Origin of the sequence: Paraburkholderia sediminicola (assembly GCF_046030555.1) — a bacterium.
GTDB classification, from domain to species: Bacteria; Pseudomonadota; Gammaproteobacteria; order Burkholderiales; family Burkholderiaceae; genus Paraburkholderia; species Paraburkholderia sediminicola_E.
Genome location: NZ_JAQQCH010000009.1, coordinates 109885 through 132137, shown reverse-complemented (window position 1 = coordinate 132137; position 22253 = coordinate 109885). Strand labels below are relative to the sequence as shown.

Genomic DNA, 22253 nt, shown 5'->3' with positions numbered 1-22253 from the left:
ATCAGTCCCCCCGACTGTTATCGAATGCGCTTGCGTGGGCGAGTTCCGCCTCGACCCTTGCATGCCACGAGGCGCGCCGCTTCGCGGACGCCCCGGATTCCGCCGACGGTTCGAACACCGCTTCAGTGACGGTGGTGGTGCGCGCGTGCTGCAGCGAATCCCACAGCAAGCCCGACGACCCCGCGAGAAACGCGGCGCCGCGCAGGCTGGCTCGATTGCTTTCATGTATGCGACGCACCGGCATGCCGCTTAGATCGGCTTGAATTTGCAGCAGCGTGTCGCTGCCCGACAGCCCGCCGCCGACCACCAGTTCGGTGGCTTCGACGTCCGCGATCGCCTGATTCGCGTCGATGCACAGCGCGACCGAGTGGGCGATGCCTTCAAGAATCGCGTAGGCGATTTCGGCTTGCGTCGTGGCGATGGAAATACCGCAGAGAGAAGCGCGTGCGTGTGGCTGCAATTGCGGCACGCGCAACCCGGTCAAGGCGGGTAGGAAAGTCACGCCGCGCGCCGAGTTCACCGTCGCGGCGAGGGCGCTGATCTGCGCGGGATTGTCGAACCAGTGCAATTTCTCGCAGATCCAGTTCAGCGCCGATCCAGTGGTCGCGACGAAGGTTTCTAGCGAGTAGTGCGAGACATTGTGCTGACGGCGTGCGGTCATCGTCAGCGTGCCTTCGTGCGAGGTCTCCGTGGTGGGCGGAACCTGTGTGCCCACCAGCAGATCGACGAAGCTACCGGTGCCGTGCACGCACATCGACTGGCCGCGATCGAGGCAGCCGAGGCCCACCGCGCCCGCCAGCTGATCGCCGGCACAGGCGAGAATCGGTACGTCGATGCCTAGCACCTCGGGGCGTGTTCGACCGAATTCATCGGCATCCTGACGAAGTTCCGGCAGGAGTGCCTGCGGGAAACCAAGGGCGTCGATCCAGTCGAGGAAATAGCGGTGATCGGCAAGTAGATACGCACTCGCCGAGGTCGCGTTGGTCGGCGTCGTCACGCGAATGCGCTCGTTGGACAGATGCCAGAGCAGCCACGTGTCGATGGTGCCGAACGCGAGGCGGCGCTCGCGATGTGCGAGGACCACAGAGGGCGTCGTTTGCAGGTGATGGGCTGCCCACAGGTAAGGCGAGCGCACGCCGGCAGGGCGTCCCACGCGTTCTATCAGCGTGCTGTCCCACTTTGCGGCCAGCCGGTCCAGTTCGCTTGCGTGGCGCGTGTCCTGCCAGACCATCGCGGGCACCAGCGCCCGGCCGGTGTGGGTGTCCCACAGCACGGCGGTGGCGCGTTGTGTCGCGATGGCCAGCGCGACCACGTTCAACTTCTCGCTGGTCGCGCGTGTCAGCGTCGCGCGGCACACGGCGATGGTTTTCTCAAGAATGGTGTTCGCGTCCTGCTCGACGACGCCCGGCCGCGGGCTGTCGACACTGAGCGTCAGGTACTCCAGACAGGAGACCTGTCCGTCAGCGCCGACGACTGCCGCGCGCGTGCCGGACGTTCCCTCGTCGATCGCAAGAATAACGTTTTGATTACGGGTCATCGCTGGGATTTCTCGATTGCCGGGTTCATGAAGACGGGTGCTTCCTCTGCATCGCTTTTGAATTGCGGCGCATCGGGTTCGTTGTCTGGGGTGATGGAGGTGCGCGTCGGGTCCCACTTGATGACGAAGCAGATCACGCTCGCCACCAGAGGCACGATCGCCAGAATCAGGAAGGTCCGGTCGAGCCCGTAGTGCTCACGGAACAGCGGGAATACCAGCAGACCCAGCGCGGCGCCGATCGAACCCAGCGCGCCGATCACGCCGTTGGCGCCAGCGCGAATTTCACTGCGAAACGACAGCGAAGAAAGACTCTTGCCGTTCGCGCCGGGACCCGAAGAGTGAAACAGAATGAACAGCGACGGCACGATGACCGCGAGCCACAGGGGCATCTTCGAGCCGAACATGCCGAGTACCACCAGCATCACGAAGACGGCGGCGAAGCCGAAGGCGGACGCGCGCCGTAGGCCGAATCTTTTGCCGATGACCGGCGACATGAAGCCGCCGACGATGCCAAACACGTTGAACAACAGCGCGCCGAGCGTTGCGTAGATGAAGTCCTTGCCGAACAACGCGGCGCTGATCAATGGCAGATACCAGCCGATCGCGAAGTACTGAATGGATTGGCCGACCTGAACGGTGGCGGCGAGGAGGGTGCGTGGCAAATAGATGCCGCGAAAGATCAGTGCGACGTTCGCGAGCCCACGTGTGGCCTGATTCAGGACCGGCACGCGTTCTTCGACCGGCACGGCGGAGAAGGTGCGTCCGTAGATGCGGCTCATCGCGGTGGCGGCTTCCACGAGACGTTCCTTGCGCGCCAGCCAGATCGGGCTCTCGACCAGAAACACCAGTTGCAGTACAAGGATCGCGACGCCGAACAAGGCCGTCGCCGCCACCGAATAACGCCAGATCGAATCGCCCACGTGCCACGATTGAAACAGCAGGGCGAGCAGCAGGTTGGAGCAAACGGCGGTGTACCACATGCCTTGCCACGCGTTGAGACGGCTCTTCAGCTTGACCGGCGTGAACTCGGCGAGCATCGCCATCGCAATCGCGAAGTCGATGCCGTACGCCATGCCGACAAAGAAGCGGCCCGCCAGAATGACTTCGAAACCCGGTGCGAATACCACCAGCACCGCGCCGATTACCGCGAGGAATTTGGCCAGCACCAAAGGACGGATGCGCCCCCAGCGATCGGCCATCCAGCCGCCAATCGGGTTAAAGGCGATGGCGACCCAGGACGCAAACGACGTCATGAGCGCAATTTGAGGCGCGCCGAGATGGAGATCTCGCGTCATGGGGCCAAGGCCCGCGCTCAAAGCAGAATTGGAGAATGCGTCCAGAAACAGGCCACCGAGTGCAAGCCACCAGATAACGCCGGCTCGACCGGGAATGCCTGAACATGAGTCGATGAATGAAATGACATCGTCGATGCCACGAATCTTAATCGCGATCGTTTGCACAATCGGTCTCCTTTAGTTTTTCTGTAAGAGGCCGGTGCTGTTCGCGGTGCAAATCGCGGGTGTGTTCCGCTAGGGCGCAAGAGACCATCTTACAGATAGTCTCTTATCTAGATCTGCAGGCAAACTTTATGATGTGTCGTGGAAAGTGTCAAGCGCTGTGACTAAGAGAATCGAGCGAGGTGGATTGAAGCGAGGGGAGGGATTTCCACTATTGCGCTGCTGTTCCCTGTTTTGATTTGCAAAGAAAAAGATACGGATACCTAATGGTAATTTCGCGGCCGCTGAGTTGGATGATGACCACCGACCACCGACCACCGATCTCTATCTTCAACCGCCGGCCGGCGGTTGCCCTGATTCATCAGGCAAATCTATCGGAAATGTAAGATTATTCCAAATCTTGATTGAGAATGATTCGCGTTTACGTTAAATTGGCGCTCTTCCTTGAGAAATACGGAGCGAATCTATGGCCGAGGTGCTCATCCGGCGGGAGCCTTCAACAGCGATACCGATGTCGGTTCTCAGCGCCGGCGTCGCCTGTCCTCCGGTTCCGCGGCGGGCACGCACCGACTCCCGCTCCGTCGATTGGGAAAAAGGCACGTTGCTCGACGTGTTGATCGGCAACCGGCCGATGCTCGTCAATCTGGCGCGTGGCTTCGTGGGTTGCGCGAGTCTGGCGGAAGACGTGGTGCATGACGTCTTTATCAAACTGGTCGACTTCCCGGATCAGGATGCCGTGCGGCAACCCGTCGCCTACGTGACCCGCATGGTGCGCAATGCGTCGATCGACGCGTTCCGCCGCCAGAGCCTCGAGAACACCTATCACGCTGACGAAGACGACGGCTTGCACGTGCCTTCGCCGGAGCCTTCGCCGGAGGCGGCGCTGCTCGTGCGCGACACGCTTCGGCATGTCTACAACGCGCTCGAGCAACTGCCGCCGCGCAGCCGTGCGGCGTTCGAGATGGTGCGCTTGCGCGAGGAAACGCTGCAAAGCACGGCGCGCGCGCTCGACGTCTCGCAAACGCTCGTGCATTTCATGGTGCGCGATGCCGAGAAGCATTGCGTCGACTGCCTCGACGCCTGCAATCGCGGCGTGGCTGGTCCCGCGTTCTGCAGCGGCCGCGCCCGTCGACGGTAAAAAAGCGCGCGCATCAAACGTCAATTGAGTAGAGGCGGTGTGCGAGCGAGATGCCGTCGCCGCTGTTCCGGGGCAGTCCATCAGCAGTCTGCTGAGGCATCTTTGACCCTTCATCGACTGAGCCATTCATCATGACGCAAGCACAGCAAACCCCTTCCGCAGCAGCAGGCGAGGCGGACGATCTCGTCTATACGGTCGTCATCAATGACGAAGAGCAGTACTCCATCTGGCCGACCTTCCGCGCCGTGCCGGCCGGCTGGCGCGAAGTGGGCGTGAGCGGCCCGAAGGCCGCCTGCCTCGCGCATATCGAGTCCGTGTGGACCGACATGCGTCCAGCCAGCTTGCGCCGTCACATGGACGAGGCCGCCTCGAAGGCGAGCGCAGCGTAATCGGGCCGGCCTGGATAAGCCCCAGGCCGCGTCGCTTCTGCAAGAGGAATTCGCATGACCATGCTTTCGATGCCGTTGCCCACGCTCGCCGACTTATCGATCGAGCCGGGTCTGCCGACTGTCGTCTCGCCGCGCTCGGGCGCGGCGATATCACTGGAAGAGGCTGCGCCGCTGCTGCATGCAATCGTTGACGATACGCTCGAAAAGGCCGGTGGCGTGCTGTTCACCGGCTTTCGCGTGACTTCGATCGATGCCTTCCAAAGCTTTGCCGGTTCGTTCGGGCATCCGCTGATCGGTTATGAATTTGCCTCGACGCCGCGCAGTCAGGTGGAAGGCGCGGTGTACACGTCGACGGAATATCCGCCGCATCGTTCGATTCCTTTACATAACGAACAGTCGTACACGCGCGAGTGGCCGCTGCGCATCTGGTTCCACTGTGCGCTCGCCGCGCGCGCTGGCGGCGCGACACCGATTGCCGACAGCCGCGCGATCTATCGTGCGCTCGACCCGGCGCTCGTCGCACGTTTTGCGAAGCGCGAGTTGCTATACATCCGCAACTTCGGGCAAGGTCTCGATCTGCCGTGGGAACAGGCCTTCGGGTCGGACGACCCGAGTGTGGTCGAACGGATTTGCCGCACGCGCGGCATTGATTGCGAATGGCGCGACAGTGACGATGGCGAACTGCTGTTGCGCACGCGCGAGCGCTGTCAGGCGGTAGCGCGCCATCCGCGCACTGGCGAGATGGTGTGGTTCAACCAGGCAAATTTGTTCCATCTCTCATCGCTCGATGAAGACATGCAGGAAGCCTTGATCGATTCGGTCGGGCTTGAAAACGTGCCGCGCAACGTCTATTACGGCGACGGCGAACCGCTCGAAGCGGATGCGCTCGCGGAGATCCGCGGTGTGCTCGATCAGCAGCGCGTCGTGTTTCCATGGCTCACGGGCGACGTGCTGATGCTCGACAACATGTTGACGGCACACGCGCGCGATCCGTTCGAAGGGCCTCGCAAAGTTGTCGTGGCGATGGCGCAGAGCTATAGCGAGGGTCAGGGCAAGGGCGTAGTCAAAGGCGAAGGCGCAGTCAAAGGCGCAGTCAAAGGCACCGGCGCGGATGAAGTCGAAGTCAAAGGCACACGCCCAGATAGAAGCGCAGGCGACCAGCGGACGGCCGCGCAATGACGAAAACGCAGGGCGCGGCACTCGCGGCGCAATCGCTGACGGTTGGCTACCGCGATCATGTCGTGCTCCACGGTTTGAACCTGAGCATCGCGGCCGGTCGCGTCACCGCATTGTGCGGGCCGAACGGCTGCGGAAAAAGCACGCTGCTGCGCACGCTCGCCGGTTTGCAACCGGCGCTCTCCGGCAGCGTTGAAGTCGACGGCAAGCCGCTCGCTTCATACCGGCGACGTGCATTGGCGCGCACGCTGACCATGCTCGCGCAATTCAACCAGATTCCGTCGGGCCTTACCGTACGCGAGTTGGTCGCATACGGCCGCTACGCCTACGGCGGCTGGCTGCGCGGACTTTCGCGCGCGGACCATGCGGCGATCGACGAAGCGCTCGTCACCAGCGGGCTCGCTGACGATGCCGCGCGCGACGTCGCCGCGCTCTCCGGCGGCGAACGCCAGCGAGCATGGATCGCGATGGCGCTCGCGCAACAGGCGCCGATCGTGTTGCTCGACGAACCCACCACGTACCTCGACATCCATCATCAACTGGACATTCTGCGTGAATTGCGGCGCCTGAACCGCGAACGCGGCCTGACGATCGTCTGGGTGCTGCATGACCTGAATCAGGCGGCAGCCTACAGCGACGAAATCGTGTTGATGCGCGCGGGCCGCATCATCGCCCATGGCTCGCCCGACGCGATGCTCGACCCGCGTCATCTGAACGAAACCTTCAGTGTGCCGATGCTCAAGATCGCGCATCCGCAGACGGGCGCGCCGATGTGTGTGCCGGCTTACGAGGGCGACGTCATAGAGATAGCCGGCGTTGGGTTCAACAACGAGGCATTGAGCGACGCCGTATCCACGAGCAAGGACCTTGCCGCATGACGACGCTTGCAGCGCGCAAACGCCTGCGCCGTCACGAGTCTGCCATCGATGGCTGGCGCGCGCCCGTGAAAAGCCGCGCAGGGATGATCGGCGGCGCGCTCGTCGCGTTGATCGTCGTGGTGGCCGCATTGCGCCTTGCGCCCGGCTTTCGCACGTGGCTTGCCGCGCCTGCAGGCAGCGATGCCGCGCAACTCGCCGGCATTCTGCTGTTCGACCTGAGCGCGCCGCGCATCCTGGCGGCATTGGTCGCAGGCGGCTGTCTGGCTGTCGCTGGCACGTTGTTCCAGTCACTGACTCGCAATCCGCTCGCTTCGCCCGATCTGCTCGGCATCACCGGTGGTGCTCAACTCGGCTTGGTCGCGGCGATGCTGGTGCCGTCGCTGGCTGGCGTGGCCTCGGTGCCGCTACTGTTTGTTTGCGGCCTTGCTGCCGCCGCGTGCGTGGCCGCAGCAGCAGGCGGCTGGCGCGCGACACCATTGCGTCTCGTGCTCGCCGGCAGCGTCTGCATGCTGCTGTTCTCCGCGCTTACCACGCTGATTCTCGCGTTTTTCGAGCAAAGCATCGTCGGCGTGTCGCTGTGGGCGAGTGGCAGCCTCTATCAGCCGGGCGCGGCGGGTCTGAAGATCGCGGCAGCGTGGCTCGTGCTGCCGCTCATCGCATTGCCATTCGTGATCCGCCCGCTCGACCCGCTCGCACTCGGCGACGATGCCGCCGCTGCGGCCGGCGTGCGTGTCGACGCGACGCGGCTCGCGGCGATGGTAGTGGCAGTCGGTTTCGCGAGCGTTGCGGTGAGCGTGGCGGGACCGTTGTCATATGTCGGTTTGATCGCGCCGAATCTGTTGCGGCAGGCACGCAGTGCGAAGGCCTCGCGTCTGGCCGTGCTCGTGCCCTTGTCCGCCCTGGTGGGCGGCGCGCTCGTGCTGTTCACCGATAGCGCGGTGCAGGCGCTCGATCTTGACGCGACGCTCTCGACCGGTGTGGCGATCGCTTTCGTCGGCACGCCGTTGATGCTGGCGATGATTCGCAGCGGCGCGGCGTGGTCGGGCGCGTTGCATGCCGGACAGGACCGTCCCGCCGTGCGCGCCGGGACGCGCCTTGTGCAGATGCTCGATGCTTGGCCGTGGCCGCTGACGGCTGCACTCTTACTGACGTTCGGCATCCTGATCGTCTGCGCGGGCGCATCGTTCGGCCCGACCACGATCGGCTTGCATCGCTGGTTAGCCGTCCTGGATCAGCGTGACGAACTCGCGCGCATGCTACTCGACTTGCGCCTGCCGCGTCTCATCTGTGCCTTGCTGGCAGGCGCATTGCTGGCCGCAAGCGGCGTGCTGATGCAGAGCATCGTGCGCAATCCGCTTGCCGGGCCGGAAGTGCTAGGCGTGACGCAAGGCGCGGGCCTCGCCACGCTCGCGGCGCTCGTCGCGTGGCCGCTCGCAGGACATTCGACGCTGGCCGTGGCCTCGCTCACGGGCGGCGGCATAACGCTGGCCCTCACGTTATTGCTTAACCGACGGCATCGCTATGCGCCGCTGGCTGTCGCGCTGACAGGCATCGTGATCGGCACGCTATGGACCACACTGTCCCAATGGCTCATCACGCAGCAAAGCGTGCAACCCGCGCGTTTCGTCGTGTGGCTGGTCGGCGGTACGTATGGGCGCAGTTGGGGCGAAGTGACGACGCTGCTGCCGTGGTGCGTGCTGGCAGTGCCTGTGTTTGCCCTGCTCGCACGGCCGCTCGATCTGCTCGCATTGGGCGATGACCAGGCGGCGGCGCTCGGTTTGCCGATCGGCGTGCTGCGTCCGCTGGTGCTGACCGTGGCGACGCTGGCTGCGTGCGCCGCGGTGGCCGCCGTTGGGCCGGTCGGCTTTATCGGTTTGATGGCGCCGCATCTTGCATCGATGCTGGGGGCGCGTGCGCATCGCACGCGTTTGTGGTTCGCCGCCGCATGCGGTGCGCTGGTATTGGTGGTCGCTGATATCGCCGCGCGTACGCTGCTGGCGCCGCGCGAAATTCCTGCGGGCGTGCTGACGGCGCTGATTGGCGCGCCTTATCTGCTTGCGTTGCTGATCGTGGAGGCTCGGCGCGAGAAACGGGGCAAACGGTGAGGCAGCAGCAGGGCTATTCGTTCTCCATCACATCGAACGACGATTTCCACCCACGGTGCTTCGCGGAATATGCGCCGGATTCGATCGCGCACTATCTCGCGCATGTTTGGCTCGGCACGCCTGATGTGAGCGACGAACCCACGTTAGCCGAAGACGAACCCGGCCAGCCGGTCGTTATCGCCGTAACGGAATTAGCGCACGACGCGCATGCCGCGTACGTTATGAAACTCCTGGAGAGATGCAACTGTGTGGACGCTGCCCCTTGCTGTTGACGATGAACGACGCGCAAATCGCTTTACAGGGAGTGCCGCATTGACGAATCGCACGAGGAAAGCGCAAGAGATCAAGCGAGTGTGTGCGGCCACGGCGATAGCGGTCGCGCTGCTCACCCACTCCCATGCGTTCGCGCAGGGCCGCGGAGCCAGCTCCGTGCGCGAAAGCGGCGAAAGCAGCGCTACCCGCGCAGCCCTGGCCGCGCGCACCAGCACGCCAGCCCAGCAAACCTGCGCATCGCTCACCGACAATCCAGCTGTCTCCCAGGCAAGTCCCTCGTTGCCCGCGCGGCCGAAACGCATCGTCGTACTCGAATTCATGTTCGCCGAAGACCTTGCCGCGCTTGGCATCACTCCGGTCGGCATGGCCGATCCCGAGTATTACCCGATATGGATCGGTTACGACGATGCGCGCCTAGCCTCGGTACCGGACATCGGCACGCGTCAGGAACCGAGTCTCGAAGCGATCGCGGCGGCCAAACCGGATCTGATCCTCGGCGTCGGCCTGCGCCACGCGCCGATCTTTGCAGCGCTTGAACGAATCGCGCCCACCGTGCTATTCAAATACGGTCCGAACTTCGCCGAAGATGGCGCCCGCGTCACGCAACTCGATTGGGGCCGCAAAATTCTCCGGACGATCGGCTGCCTGACGGGCCGCGAGGAGGCGGCGCGCGCAGTCGAAGCCAAGGTCGACGCGGGTTTTGCACCCGACGCACAACGCCTCGCCCAAGCCGGCCGCCGAGGCGAACAGGTAGCGTGGTTACAGGAGTTGGGATTGCCCGACCGTTACTGGGCATTTACCGGCAACAGCACGGCAGCCGGCGTAGCACACGCGCTCGGCCTCGAGTCGTGGCCCGCCGAACCGACACGGGAAGGCACGTCCTATGTGACGTCGGAAGATCTGTTGAAGAAGCCGAACCTGACGGTGTTGTTCGTTAGCGCGACGGAAGCCGGCGTGCCGCTCGCGACCAAACTCGATTCACCGATCTGGCGCTTCGTGCCGGCACGCAGCGCGGGGCGCGTGGGTTTGGTCGAAAGAAATATCTGGGGTTTTGGTGGGCCGATGTCCGCGCTGCGGATGGCCGATACGATGACGGAAACACTGCTCTCCCTACCGGCTCCGCCAGTAAGCAAGTAATCGGCGGCAAACGGATTGGCGTTATTCGACCTCCGGCCAGGTCTTTATTGCAGTTGCTGCACGCCGGGCGTTCGGGCAAACACGCCCGGCGTGGATTGCACTTAACTCAATTTATCCGACTGTGCCGTTAGCAACCGCACTAGGCTCCACGGCCTGAGCGGCGCCATAGGTTTCGCTGACGATACTGCCGTTATCCAGCTTCAACACGCGATCCGCGAGGTGGAAGTAGCGATCGTCGTGGCTGATTACGAGCACCGTCTTGCCGCGCGAGCGCAATTCCGGCAGCAGTTGCTCATAGAACACTGCCTTGAACTGCGGGTCCTGATCCGCGGCCCATTCGTCGAACAGATAGAACGGCCGGTCTTCCAGATACGCGACGACGAGTGCCAGACGTTTGCGCTGCCCGGTGGAGAGCGCGCGCGTCGAGAACGCGCCGTTCACTACCTGCACCTTGTGGTCGAGCGCCAGCTTCGCAACCAGTGCATTCGCGCGGGCGTCGGCCTGCGCACGCGATGCGGCGTTCGGATCGACGATACCCAGCAGCGCGTCGAACAGATGGAAGTCGTTGAATACGGCAGTGAAGCGCTGCCGGTACGCGGCACGTTCGGCGAAACCGATCGGCTTGCCGTCCAGTTCAATCGTGCCGTCTTCCGGTTCGTACAGGCCGGTAAGCACCTTCGCGAGCGTCGTTTTGCCGCTGCCGTTGCCGCCGACGATGAACACCATCTCGCCGGGCCTGAAAGTCAGATTGACCGGCCCGACGCGGAACATCCGTTCGTCGCGTTCATGGAAATACGAGTGCGTGACGTCGCGCAAGGTAAGGGTCTGGTACGGCGCGTGTGACGCGTTTTCATCCGGCGGCGGCGCGGTGCGCAGTGCGCCGAATTCGCTCATCACCTTTTCGATACGGTCGAGGGAGACACGTGCGGCATTCAGCGTCGGCACGTTGTTCAGCAAGCCGTCCAGCGGCAGCAGCATGAACAGGAACACTACGACGTAGCCCGACGCGGAAGGCGTGTCGGCGTGCACGCCGAGCGCCGGCCAGAACGCGGCAACGCCCAGAAACACATAAAACAGGAACACGATCCAACCGACCCCGACCGCATAGGCGCTGAACGCCTGGCGCCGGTGGTCGCGCACTTCGTCGATGGCCGAGCCGAGCTGACCGTCGACGAATTGACGCGAGCGGGCCTGATGCAATTTCAGTTCCTTCGCGCCCGTGAACAGCGCGCCGAGATAGCCGAACAGTTTGTCCTGCGAGCGGCCGGCGGCTTCGAGTGAGGCGATCGCCCGCTTGTCGCCCGCGTGATAGCCGAGCGAACCGACCAGAATCGCGGCGACCGCGAGCAGGCAGACCGGCCAGGACAGCCACGCCAGATAGCCGAGGCAACCGAACACGATCGAACCGTGCATCACGAGATTCGGCAGCGCGAAGAACAGCATCGACACGTTGGTGGCGTCGTCGGTCAGCACCGACTGCACGGGCGCCGCGCCGATCCGTTCGACGTCGCGCAACTCGGCCTCGGCGACGCGCCGCGCGACATGCTCGCGCAACTGCGCCATCGTGTCCTGCGAGAGTCGCGCAAACAGCACGCCGGTGATGACGCGCGTAACGAGTGCAATCACGGCGCATAGCGCGAAACGCATGGCGAGCGACATGTCGGGGGCGCCCGGTTGCGACAGCGCGCGGCTCAGGGTCGCGACGAGCAGCACGCTCGCGATGCCGTTCAGCACGCAGGCGGTGAGCGCGATCGCGAAAGCGCCGCGCGAGCGCTTGAGCAGCGCCACGATCAGGCGCATGGCTGGTTTGCCAGGGGCTTGACTGGCGGTTGAGGGAGAAAGCGAAGGTGGCGCGTCGTAGCGCTCGTTGGCAGCGGTCATCGGCAAAGGGTCGCAGTGGGTCGCAATGGATCGGTGAAATGCAGCGCATGCGGGCGGCATATCAGTGGGGCGCAAAGACACGCCCCTCGCTTGATAGACGAATGGCCGCTGCAAACATTTACCGTCTGTCGCTGTTTGTCGCATCGAAGCGATGTAGTCCGAATAAATCGACGGTGGCGGTAAAGATTTTCGGTCGCGGATCGTCACACCCAATGAAGCGGCCCATTGCGGCCTGCGACTTGGCCGATGCGGCCAGTTCTAACGGATTTCACGCCCATGACGAGCTTCCCGATTGCGTTGCACCACCGAATCCGCGCTTTGGCGCGTATCGAACCCGATGCGCCCGCGCTGGCGTCGTTCACGCCGCGTGCCGTGCGACTGACGCGGGGAGAGCTGGATAGTCGCGCGGCGCGGATTGCCGCGCAACTGAGGGCGGCAGGCGTCACGACGGAGGTGCGCGTCGGCGTATGTGTCGCGCGTTCGTGCGATCTGTTTGTCGCATTGCTCGCCGTGCTGAAGGCGGGTGGCGTGTTCGTCGCGCTCGATCCGCGACATCCGGCGGCACGGCTCGACTGGGTTGCGCAGGATGCGGGGCTCGCTCACGGCATTGTCGACGCTTCCGCCGATGCGGCCATGCGCGCGCGTTTCGCGCAGTGTTTCGACGTTGAAAGCGATGTTTTGGCAGACGTCGCCGCGGCGCGTTTCGATGGCGATGACGAGCCGGTGCATCCCCGCGCGGCCGCCTACATGATCTACACATCCGGTTCGACGGGCACGCCGAAAGCGGTTGCCGTCGAACATGGGCCGCTTGCCGCGCACGGCGACGCGCTCGCTGAATCGTTGCCGATCGACGGCACGGATCGCGTGCTGCATTTTGCTTCGGTGAATTTCGACGTTTCGATCGAAGCATGGCTGGTGCCGCTTGCCGTGGGCGGCAGTGTGGTGATTAGCGATCCGCCGCCGTTTCCGCCAGAAGCCACGCATGCCTTCATGCTGCGAGAGGGCGTGACCAATACCACACTGCCACCCGCTTATCTGCGCGAGTTCGCGAACGTTTGCGAGCGCCTCGGCGTGCCGCCTTCGCTACGCGTGTTGCTGTTCGGCGGCGAAGCCATGTCACAGGACAGCTTCGACGAGATTCGCCGCGTGTTTCCGTCGATCCGGCTCGTCAACGGCTATGGGCCGACCGAGGCGGTGATTTCGCCGATGCTGTGGCCGGTCGATCCGGGCACGACACCGGCACTCGAGGCGGGCAACGGTTACGCGTCGCTGCCGATCGGCTGGCCGATCGGGCGCCGCGTGGCGCGTATCGAAGGCGCGGCGCAGCGCGGTGAGGCTGGCGAACTGCTGCTCGGCGGCGTGTGTCTCGCGCGTGGCTATCATGGCCGCGTGGCGCTTACCGCCGAGCGTTTTTTGCCGGACGCAAACGGCGAACCGGGTGAACGGATCTACCGCACCGGCGACCTCGCGCGCGAACGCGAGGACGGCTCGTTCGATTACCTCGGCCGCATCGACGATCAGGTACAAGTGCGCGGCGTTCGTGTGGAGCCCGGTGAGATCGCGGCATGCCTGCTGACGCATCCCGCGATCGCCGATGCGGGTGTGCTCGCTGAGACAATGGGTGGCAGGACGCAACTGATTGCCTGTGTGGTACTGAAGGACGCCCTCGGCGGAAAGGTGCATGGCGAGGATGCGCGCGGCGCCGCACACGGCAACGTTGCACTCGGCAACGAGGTCCACGGCGACGAGGCTTGCGACGAAACCACACTTAGCGATGCCGTATTGCAGGCGCATCTCGCCGCGCATTTGCCGCGTGCGTGGCTGCCGCATCGCTTCGCGCGTTTCGCACGTCTGCCTTATACGCTGAACGGCAAGCTCGATCGGGCTGCGTTGCGCGATGCCGTGGCGGCACTGCCCGTCGCGGCCGCTGCCGATTATGTCGCGCCCCAAACCGTCACCGAACAGCGGCTTGCCGGTCTCTGGCAAACACTCCTGAACGATCTCACGCCAATCGGCCGCACCGACCGGTTCTTCGCACGCGGCGGCGATTCGCTCGCGGCGATGCAATTGCAGGCGGCGATCCGGATCGAATGGCGCGTGAAGCTACGACTCGATGCGTTGTTCGACGATCAGCCGCTCGAGACGCTCGCGGCGCTGATCGATAGCAGCGAGACTGAATCGGCTGTGAACCGGCACCGGCAAATTACGGTAATGCAGCCCTCAACCGCCGCGTTTGTCGACCGTGCCGCTTCATTCGCCCAGCAGCGTTTCTGGGTCCTCGCGCAAACTCAGGACGCCGGCTCGGCGTATCACGTCGCCGTGCAATGGGACGTGCAGGGCGCGCTCGACCTCGGCACGCTGCAACGCGCGCTCGATTGTCTGATCGAGCGTCAGGAGGCCTGGCGCACCACGCTCGTCGAAACCGACGACGGCATCGTCATGCAGCGCATTCATGCCGCATTGCCCGTGCGGATTGCCGAAGTCGATCTGCACACCAGTAGTGAAGGCGAGCGCGCAGCGCGGCTTGCCGCATTGATGGAGCAACACGTCGGCGCAGCGTTCGATCTATCGAACGGCCCGTTAGTGCGTGCCACGCTCATCACGCTGACCAACAACACGCAACGCTTCCTGTTGACGACCCATCACGCGATCAGCGATGGCTGGAGCTCGCGTTGCGCTTTCGACGAACTGCAAACGATCTACACGGCGTTCGCCCAGGGGCGCACGCCGCAATTGCCCGCGCTGCCGGTTCAATACGCCGACTTTGCGCAATGGCAGCGCGACTGGCTCGCCGCGGGCGAAGGCGAGCGTCAACTCGCGTATTGGCGCGACGCGTTGCGCGCTGCGCCCGAACCGCTGGCATTGCCGCTCGACCGGACGCGCTTGCCGCAACGCGATTATCGCGGCGGCCGACTCGCATTGCGATTGCCGGAAGCGCTCTCCGCCGCAGTGCGCGAAACCGCACGGCGCGCGCAGGCGTCGCCCTTTACCGTGCTGCTCGCCGCTTTCGACGCATGGCTCTATCGACTGACCGGCGCAACCGACATCGTAGTGGCCGCGCCGATTGCGCATCGGCAACGTGCGGAAACCGCGCCACTGGTCGGCCTGTTCCTCAACACGCTTGCATTGCGCGCGCGTGTCGCGCCGGACCAATCGTTCGCTGCCTTGCTCGACGGTGTACGCCGCTCGGCATTCGATGCTTTCGCGCATCAGGATGTGCCGTTCGATCAGGTGCTCGATGCGATCAAGCCGCCGGTGCGGCGTGGAGAAGAATGGCTCAAGGTCAAATTCGCGCAGCAGTTCGATCTGGAATTGACCGCCGAATTGCCGGGCGCATCGGTGCGCATGTCGCCGGGGCTCGACCTCGCTGCCCGCTTCGATCTCGCACTCGATTTCACGGACGATCCGCGTGGCATCGAACTGGTGGTCGCGTATGCGCTCGACGGCATCGATGATGCGACTGCGCAGGCGTGGCTCAACAGCTATGCCGCGCTAGTCGCCGATGCAGTGCGTGATCCGCAGCGCGCAATTGCTGAACTGGATTGCGCGGATGGGGCCGGATGTGGCACAGCGCGACATGGACGCGAGCTTCTGCCTGAGGCGGATAGCGTGCTAGCGCTTTTCGCGCGCCATGTGAGTGAAACGCCGCATCGCGTCGCGCTTGCTGACGCCGACACGCAGCTTACTTTCGCTGAACTCGACGATGCATCGGAGCGGATTGCGTTCGGCTTGCAGCAACGTGGCGTTGGCGCGGAGCAGCCGGCTGCCGTATGCATCGAGCGCTCGGTGCGCTTCGCGGTGGCGCTGCTTGGTGTGATGAAGTCGGGGGCCTACGCAGTACCGCTCGATCCAGCTTCGCCGCACGAGCGGTTGGCGGCTGCTGTGGATGCCTGCGGCGCGCAATGGATGCTGACCGCAGGGGGCGTGCAAGCCACGCTGGCGGTGGGCGATGCCACGACGCTGGATCTCGATGCACTTGCGCAAGGTTCGTCGCTTGCTGGGCTGGAGATTGCCGCAAGCGCGAGTTCAAGTATCAACTTGGGCGCTAACGCGGAGGTGAGCGTCGGGGCCAACGTCGGCCGCAACGCCAACGCCAACGCCCCGCGTCCGGCTCCGTTGCCCGACCAGGCCGCCTATCTGATCTTCACGTCAGGATCGACCGGCACGCCCAAGGGCGTTGTGATCTCGCATCGCGCGCTGGTTGATTACGTTGAAGGCATGCTGGACGAGCTCGCCTTTGCCGCAGGAGCGTCGATGGCGATGGTCTCCACCGTTGCCGCCGACCTCGGTCATACGACGCTGTTCGGCGCGCTTTGCTCGGGCCGCACACTGCATCTGATGCCGGCTCAATGCGCGTTCGATCCCGATCGCTTCGCTCACGAAATGCGTACGCGCGACGTCGGCGTATTGAAGATCGTGCCGAGTCATCTGCACGCACTGCTCGATGCGCAGCAGGCGGCTGACGTGCTGCCCGCTCACGCGCTGGTGACGGGCGGTGAAACGCTGCCGTGGTCGCTTGTCGAACGGATTGCGGCGCTCAAGCCGGCGTGCCGTGTCATCAATCACTACGGTCCGACCGAAGCAACGGTTGGCGCATTGACCTTCGATACGTCCGCGCCGGCGCAGGCCGTGTTGCGCTTATCGAACGCTCGCGCCGCGCAAGCGGGCCATGCTGCGCAAACTGCGCAAACCGCGCAATCCGTGCCGCTCGGCCTGCCGCTGCCAAACGCCTATGCGTGCGTGCTCGACAGCCACGGCGCGAGCGTGCCGCCTGGCGGGATTGGCGAACTGTATCTCGGCGGTCCGGGCCTCGCACGTGGCTATCTGAACCGCGCTGCCGCAACCGCTGAGCGCTTCGTACCGCATCCGTTCACCCCGGGCGAGCGTCTCTATCGGACCGGCGACCGCGTACGGCTGCGCGCCGACCGTCGGCTGGATTTTCTTGGGCGGCTTGACGATCAGGTGAAAATTCGCGGCTATCGCGTCGAACCAGGCGAGGTGAGTGCGGTACTGCGCGCGCTCGAGGGCGTCGCTCAGGCCGAAACGCTTGCCGTTGAGCATGAAAGCCGTTTACGCCTGGCATCATTCGTCGCCGTGTCTAACGGTGCGCGCCTCGACGAGTCGGCGCTACGCGCAGCGTTGACTGCGCGTCTGCCGGATTACATGGTGCCCGCAGTGTTGCTGATCGTAGCCGCAGTGCCGGTGACAGCGAACGGCAAAATCGATCGAGCGGCACTGCGCGCGCTTGCCGCCGCGCCGACGCCGTCCGTTGCCGAAGGCGACGCGCCGCAGGGGGCGACGGAAGAGGCACTTGCCACCGTCTGGAAAGAAGTGCTCAAAGCCGAACGCGTCGGCCGCGACGACAACTTCTTCGAACTGGGTGGCGATTCGATTCTGGTGTTGCAGGTGATCGCGCGCTCACGCAAACGCGGTGTGCGTTTTACGCCGAAGCAGTTGTTTGACGCACCTACGCTCGCGCAACTCGCATGTGTTGCAACAATGGTAGATGCGACGGCCTCGGCTGCGCCGAAAGCGTATTCCACGTCGGCCGCGCCCAAAGCACAGGCATTGCCGTCAGCGTCCGGACAGAGCACGACACTCACTCCCGCCCAACAGCGCTTCTTTGCGCTGGATATCCCGCAGCGTGGGCACTGGAACCAGTCGATCGAACTTGATGCCCAGGCGCCATTCGACGCCGATGCCTTCGCCCGCGCATTCGAAACGCTGCTGACGCATCACGAGATTTTCCGCCACCGTTTTGCCCCGAGCGGTCCGCTTGGAGAATGGCAGCTCACGTTCGCCGGCCGCGCGTTCGAAGCGTTACCGTTCGCGGTCGCTTCCGCGCGCGACGAAACCGATGCGCTCGCCCAGTTCGACGCGCTGCAAAGCACGCTCGATCTGACGCATGGCCCGCTCGTCTGCGCTTTCGCCGCACTGTTGCCGGACGGAACGACGAAGCTTTATCTGGCGATTCATCACCTCATCGTCGACGGTGTGTCGTGGCGTGTGCTGCTGGACGATCTCGACACGGCCTATCGCGCAGCGCGCGAACGCCGCACCACGGTACGTCTTGCGTCGACGGGCACGCGTGCACAGGAATGGGCGGCTCGGCTTGCTCATGCAGCGCGCGACGCAACGAACTCGCCATTGGCCGCCGAAGTGCCATATTGGGCAGCCCTCACGGAACCTTGCGACGACCTGCCGCTCGACCATCCGCACGCCAAGGCGACTAACGCGGACGCGCAAACCGTCATCCAGACGATCGATGCCGATCTGACCCGTGCCGCATTGACAGAGGCAAACGCGGCCTACCGTACGCAGATGATCGAATTGCTGATCGCGGCCTTGGTGCAGTCGCTCGGCTTGCCTCGCTGCCGCATCGAACTCGAAGGTCATGGCCGCGAGGCGTTATTCGACGATGCCGATGTGAGCCGCACGCTCGGCTGGTTGACGAGCCACTATCCGGTGCAGTTCACGGTCGAAAGCACGCCGGCGGCGACGCTCGGCGTGGTTAAGGACACGCTGCGCGCGGTGCCGAACAAGGGGCTCGGCTTTGGCGTGCTGCGTCACTACGGCGACGCGACGACGCGCGCGGCGCTCGCCGTTGTGCCGCGGCCGCACGTGACCTTCAATTACCTCGGCCAGTTCGATGCGCCGCGCGAGGCTGCGCTGGTGCCGCGTTTCGGTGGCGTGGGCTGTGAGCGCGATCCCGCTGGTCCGATCGGCAATGCGCTGGCGATCCATGCATATATCGACGGCGACGCTGCACGCACGCTCAAGGTTCATTGGGTGTACGGCGCAACGCAGTTCGAGCGTGCAACGATTGAAGCGCTCGCGCAGCGTTTCGAAACATCGCTCGCCGAGTTGAGCGCCGCATGCGCGGCGCGTCTCGCGCAACGCGGCGGCGGCGCAACGCCTGGCGACTATCCGCTCGCGCGGACGGGAGGTCTCACGCAGGCTGCGCTGGAGCGCCTGCTGCTCGATCTGCGCACCATCGACGATATCTATCCGCTCTCGCCGATGCAGCACGGGATTCTGTTTCATTCGCTGTTCGCGCCCGAGCAATCGACGTATGTGAATCAACTGGTCGCAACACTGATCGAACCGGACGTCGAGCGTTTGCGCGCCGCATTCGAGGGCGCCGTGCCGCGCCACGACATCCTCCGCACCGGTTTCACACCGGACGAGGCCACGCCAATGCAGATCGTGCATCGTCAGGCGCGCATGCCGGTCGAGATCCTCGATTGGCGCGAACGAGGTGAAGGTGCGCTCGACGCATTTGAAACCTGGCTCACCGACGACCGTACGCGCGGTTTCGATCTGACGTCCCCGCCTTTGATGCGCGTCGCACTGATCCGCGTGACGGATCAGGCATGGCGTCTCGTCTGGACGCGCCATCATTTGCTGCTCGATGGCTGGAGCACGGCGCGTTTCTTCGCCGACGTGTTGCGCGACTATATCGAGCCACGGCGTCCGCAGCCATTCGCCGCACCGGCCAAAACGCGCTACCGCGATTTCATCGCGTGGCTCGCGGCGCGCGATGCGGAAGGCGAGCGGGCGTTCTGGCTGCAACGTCTTGCGCTGCTCGATGAACCGACGCTGATTGCCGACCGTGATCGTGAAAATGAGCGCGAACATGAGCGCGAACATGAGCGCGACCCGGAAAGCTCACGCGTGACGCAACATCTCACGCGCCGCGAATCCTTCGATGCCGATACAACGACACGTCTTACTGAAACGGCGCGCCGTCTGAAAGTCACCGTGAACACGATGGTGCAGGGTGCATGGGCGCTCGCACTGCAACGGCTGACACATCGCTCTGCCGTCGCATTCGGCGCCACCGTGGCAGGCCGCCCCGACGCGCTAGCCAATGCCGACACCGTGTTGGGTCTTTTCATCAACACGCTGCCGGTCATTACTGCGCCACTACCGCAACGCGCTGCATCGGCATGGCTGCACGAATTGCAACGCGACAATGCCGCCGCGGCGGAACACGCGCATACGCCGCTCTACGAAATCCAGCAGTGGGCCGGACAAGGCGGCGGTGCGCTGTTCGACACGCTGGTCGTGTTCGAAAACTATCCGGTCGATGAAGCCTGGCAAGGACGCGACGAACGCGCCCTCAAGCTATGTGATCTGCGCAATATCGAAGCCACCGATTTCGCGCTCACACTCGTGATCGAAGCCGGCGCGACGCTCACGATCGACTACGGCTACGACACCGCGCAACTCGATGCAGCCCGAGTGGCCGCCTTACACCGTGCATTTGCCGCGTGCCTCGCCGGCTTGATCGCCGATCCGCATGCGCTAATCGGCACGATTTCGATTGCAACGGCCGACGATCTCGCCACGCTGGCGAGCGCCAATGCGACCACGCAGTCGTGGCCGCAAGCGCAGCAGCAAGCGCTGCATCGGCAGTTCGAGCAGGCTGCTTTGGCATCGCCCGACGCAATCGCGCTTGAATTCACCGATCCGCACGGCCATACGCAGCACATGACCTACGGCGCGCTCGATGCGGACGCCGATCGGGTCGCGGCTGCGCTTATCGAAATGGGCGTTCAGCCGGACACGGCGGTAGCGTTGTGTGTTGAGCGTTCATTCGACATGGTGGTCGCGCTAATCGGCGTGCTGAAAGCGGGTGCGGCCTATCTGCCTATCGATCCCGACTATCCGGCCGAGCGCATCGCCTATCTGCTCAACGACGCGAACCCGGCGGTCGTGTTGACGCAACCGCATCTGCGTGAACGCGTCGCCGCAGCGGTCGATGGCATCGACGTCAGGATTCTGACCGTCGACGAACTCCTCAGCACCCAGGCCGCGCTTGCTACACCGGTGGACGCCGCGTCCGATCAACTCGCCTATCTGATCTACACATCCGGATCGACGGGCAAGCCGAAGGGAGCGGGCAATACACACGGCGCGCTTGCGAACCGGATTGCGTGGATGCAGAACGCCTATTGCCTGAACGCTGACGACGTTGTGCTGCACAAGACACCGTTCGGCTTCGACGTATCGGTATGGGAGTTTGTCTGGCCGCTCGCGGTCGGCGCGAAACTCGCGATTGCGGCGCCGGGCGATCATCGCGATCCGGCACGTCTGGTCGCGGCAATCGAAACGCATCGCGTCACAACGCTGCATTTCGTACCGTCGATGCTGGCCGCGTTTCTTGCTCACCTGGAAGATTTCAAGCTTGCGGGTCGCTGCGCGAGCATCGGGCGGATCGTGGCAAGCGGCGAAGCGCTCGCACCGGAACTGGTGGCGCGCGTTGCGCGGCATTTGCCGAATGCACGGCTCTACAACCTGTACGGCCCGACCGAAGCGGCGATCGACGTCTCGCACTGGCGGTGCGAGACGCGTGATGCAAACGCGGTATCCGTGCCGATCGGTCATCCGATCGCAAACCTTCAACTGCACATACTCGATGTAGCGTTGCAGCCGCTGCCGCAAGGGGCGGTCGGCGAACTGTACCTGGGTGGCGCGGGACTCGCGCGTGGTTATCTCGGCCGCGCCGCGCTGACGGCGGAGCGTTTCGTCCCCGACCCCTTCGTTGATGGTGCGCGTCTGTATCGAACCGGCGATCTCGCCCGCCGGCGCGCGGACGGTGCGCTCGATTATCTCGGCCGTACCGATACGCAGGTCAAGCTGCGCGGTCAGCGTATCGAACCCGGTGAAATCGAAGCCTTGCTGCGTGCGGAGCAAGGCGTACACGACGCCGTGGTGATCGTGCGTGACGAGCAACTGGTCGGCTACGTGGCGCGCGGCGTGGGCAACACGATCGATACACACACGTTGCTCGATGCGCTGCGTGCCCGGTTGCCCGCCTACATGGTGCCCGCGCAACTGATCGAGATGGCGACGCTGCCGGTTACGCCGAACGGCAAATGCGATCGCCATGCGCTGCCCGCGCCGGTTCGTAGCCTTTCATCCGGCGACGACGAAGGCGCGGCCGCTTCTCTGCAAACCGACACCGAACGCGAACTCGCCGCGATCTGGAAACGCGTTCTGCGTCTGGAAGCGATCGGTCGAGGCGACGATTTCTTCGCCCTTGGCGGTCATTCGCTGCTCGCGACGCAGGCCAACGCACAGGCCAATCTGCATTGGACGCTGATTCTGCCGCTGCGCACGCTATTCGACGAACGCACGCTGCAACGTTGCGCCGCCGCGATCGATCGCGCGCTAGCCGAGCGCGATGCGGGAGCCGGCGAGGACACCGCGAGTGCGATCGACGCACTCCTCGGCGAATTCGAGCTGCAATAAACCATCACGCCGACCCGCATTGAGC

Annotated in this window: 8 protein-coding genes and 3 pseudogenes; 8 read left to right on the top strand and 3 right to left on the bottom strand. The window is 64.2% G+C overall.

Annotated elements, in window-relative coordinates:
* Position 1: 1 nt before the first annotated feature.
* The gene (locus PQQ52_RS15210; RefSeq protein WP_408212528.1) at positions 2 to 1537 is read right to left on the bottom strand and encodes an FGGY family carbohydrate kinase; all 1536 of its coding nucleotides are present in this window, start codon (positions 1535 to 1537) and stop codon (positions 2 to 4) included.
* On the bottom strand, positions 1534 to 2997 hold the full coding sequence (locus PQQ52_RS15205; protein ID WP_408212525.1) for an MFS transporter: 1464 nt from the start codon (positions 2995 to 2997) through the stop codon (positions 1534 to 1536). The genes PQQ52_RS15210 and PQQ52_RS15205 overlap by 4 nt, the downstream gene beginning before the upstream one ends.
* A 463-nt stretch (positions 2998 to 3460) precedes the next feature.
* Here PQQ52_RS15205 and PQQ52_RS15200 point away from each other — a divergent pair, with 463 nt between their 5' ends.
* From PQQ52_RS15200 to PQQ52_RS15170, 7 genes and pseudogenes are all read left to right on the top strand, one after another.
* Entirely contained in the window at positions 3461 to 4132 is a 672-nt protein-coding gene (locus PQQ52_RS15200) for an RNA polymerase factor sigma-70 (protein WP_408212522.1), read from the top strand.
* 131 nt (positions 4133 to 4263) lie between these two features.
* Positions 4264 to 4521 carry an MbtH family protein gene (locus PQQ52_RS15195; RefSeq protein ID WP_408212519.1) on the top strand — a complete coding sequence of 86 codons (258 nt, stop codon included), beginning with the start codon at positions 4264 to 4266 and terminating at the stop codon, positions 4519 to 4521.
* 54 nt (positions 4522 to 4575) lie between these two features.
* A pseudogene (locus tag PQQ52_RS15190) lies at positions 4576 to 5574 on the top strand (TauD/TfdA family dioxygenase); the annotation flags it as partial.
* Between the two features lie 122 nt (positions 5575 to 5696).
* On the top strand, positions 5697 to 6575 hold the full coding sequence (locus PQQ52_RS15185) for an ABC transporter ATP-binding protein (protein WP_408212516.1): 879 nt from the start codon (positions 5697 to 5699) through the stop codon (positions 6573 to 6575).
* The gene (gene fhuB, locus PQQ52_RS15180) at positions 6572 to 8680 is read left to right on the top strand and encodes a Fe(3+)-hydroxamate ABC transporter permease FhuB (RefSeq protein ID WP_408212513.1); all 2109 of its coding nucleotides are present in this window, start codon (positions 6572 to 6574) and stop codon (positions 8678 to 8680) included. Before PQQ52_RS15185 ends, fhuB begins: the two co-directional genes overlap by 4 nt.
* Before the next feature lie 196 nt (positions 8681 to 8876).
* Positions 8877 to 8996 (top strand): annotated as a pseudogene (locus PQQ52_RS15175) (siderophore-iron reductase FhuF); the annotation flags it as partial.
* An 81-nt stretch (positions 8997 to 9077) separates the two neighbouring features.
* Positions 9078 to 10090: pseudogene (locus PQQ52_RS15170) on the top strand (ABC transporter substrate-binding protein).
* A 111-nt stretch (positions 10091 to 10201) separates the two neighbouring features.
* Here the strand turns inward: PQQ52_RS15170 and PQQ52_RS15165 are convergent.
* Positions 10202 to 11971 carry a cyclic peptide export ABC transporter gene (locus PQQ52_RS15165; RefSeq protein ID WP_408212510.1) on the bottom strand — a complete coding sequence of 590 codons (1770 nt, stop codon included), beginning with the start codon at positions 11969 to 11971 and terminating at the stop codon, positions 10202 to 10204.
* Positions 11972 to 12247: 276 nt separating this feature from the next.
* On the opposite strand from PQQ52_RS15165, the gene PQQ52_RS34615 reads away from it, so the two are divergent.
* Complete coding sequence (locus PQQ52_RS34615; RefSeq protein ID WP_459252554.1) at positions 12248 to 22228, top strand: non-ribosomal peptide synthetase; 9981 nt, start codon at positions 12248 to 12250, stop codon at positions 22226 to 22228.
* The last annotated feature ends 25 nt before the right edge of the window (positions 22229 to 22253 follow it).

What these genes read in the sequence shown, in the direction of transcription:
- PQQ52_RS15165 (WP_408212510.1), bottom strand. Translation starts at nt 11,971, where the DNA reads ATGACCGCTGCCAACGAGCGCTACGACGCGCCACCTTCGCTTTCTCCC.
- PQQ52_RS34615 (WP_459252554.1), top strand. Translation starts at nt 12,248, where the DNA reads ATGACGAGCTTCCCGATTGCGTTGCACCACCGAATCCGCGCTTTGGCG.
- PQQ52_RS15185 (WP_408212516.1), top strand. Translation starts at nt 5,697, where the DNA reads ATGACGAAAACGCAGGGCGCGGCACTCGCGGCGCAATCGCTGACGGTT.
- PQQ52_RS15195 (WP_408212519.1), top strand. Translation starts at nt 4,264, where the DNA reads ATGACGCAAGCACAGCAAACCCCTTCCGCAGCAGCAGGCGAGGCGGAC.
- PQQ52_RS15200 (WP_408212522.1), top strand. Translation starts at nt 3,461, where the DNA reads ATGGCCGAGGTGCTCATCCGGCGGGAGCCTTCAACAGCGATACCGATG.
- PQQ52_RS15210 (WP_408212528.1), bottom strand. Translation starts at nt 1,537, where the DNA reads ATGACCCGTAATCAAAACGTTATTCTTGCGATCGACGAGGGAACGTCC.
- fhuB (WP_408212513.1), top strand. Translation starts at nt 6,572, where the DNA reads ATGACGACGCTTGCAGCGCGCAAACGCCTGCGCCGTCACGAGTCTGCC.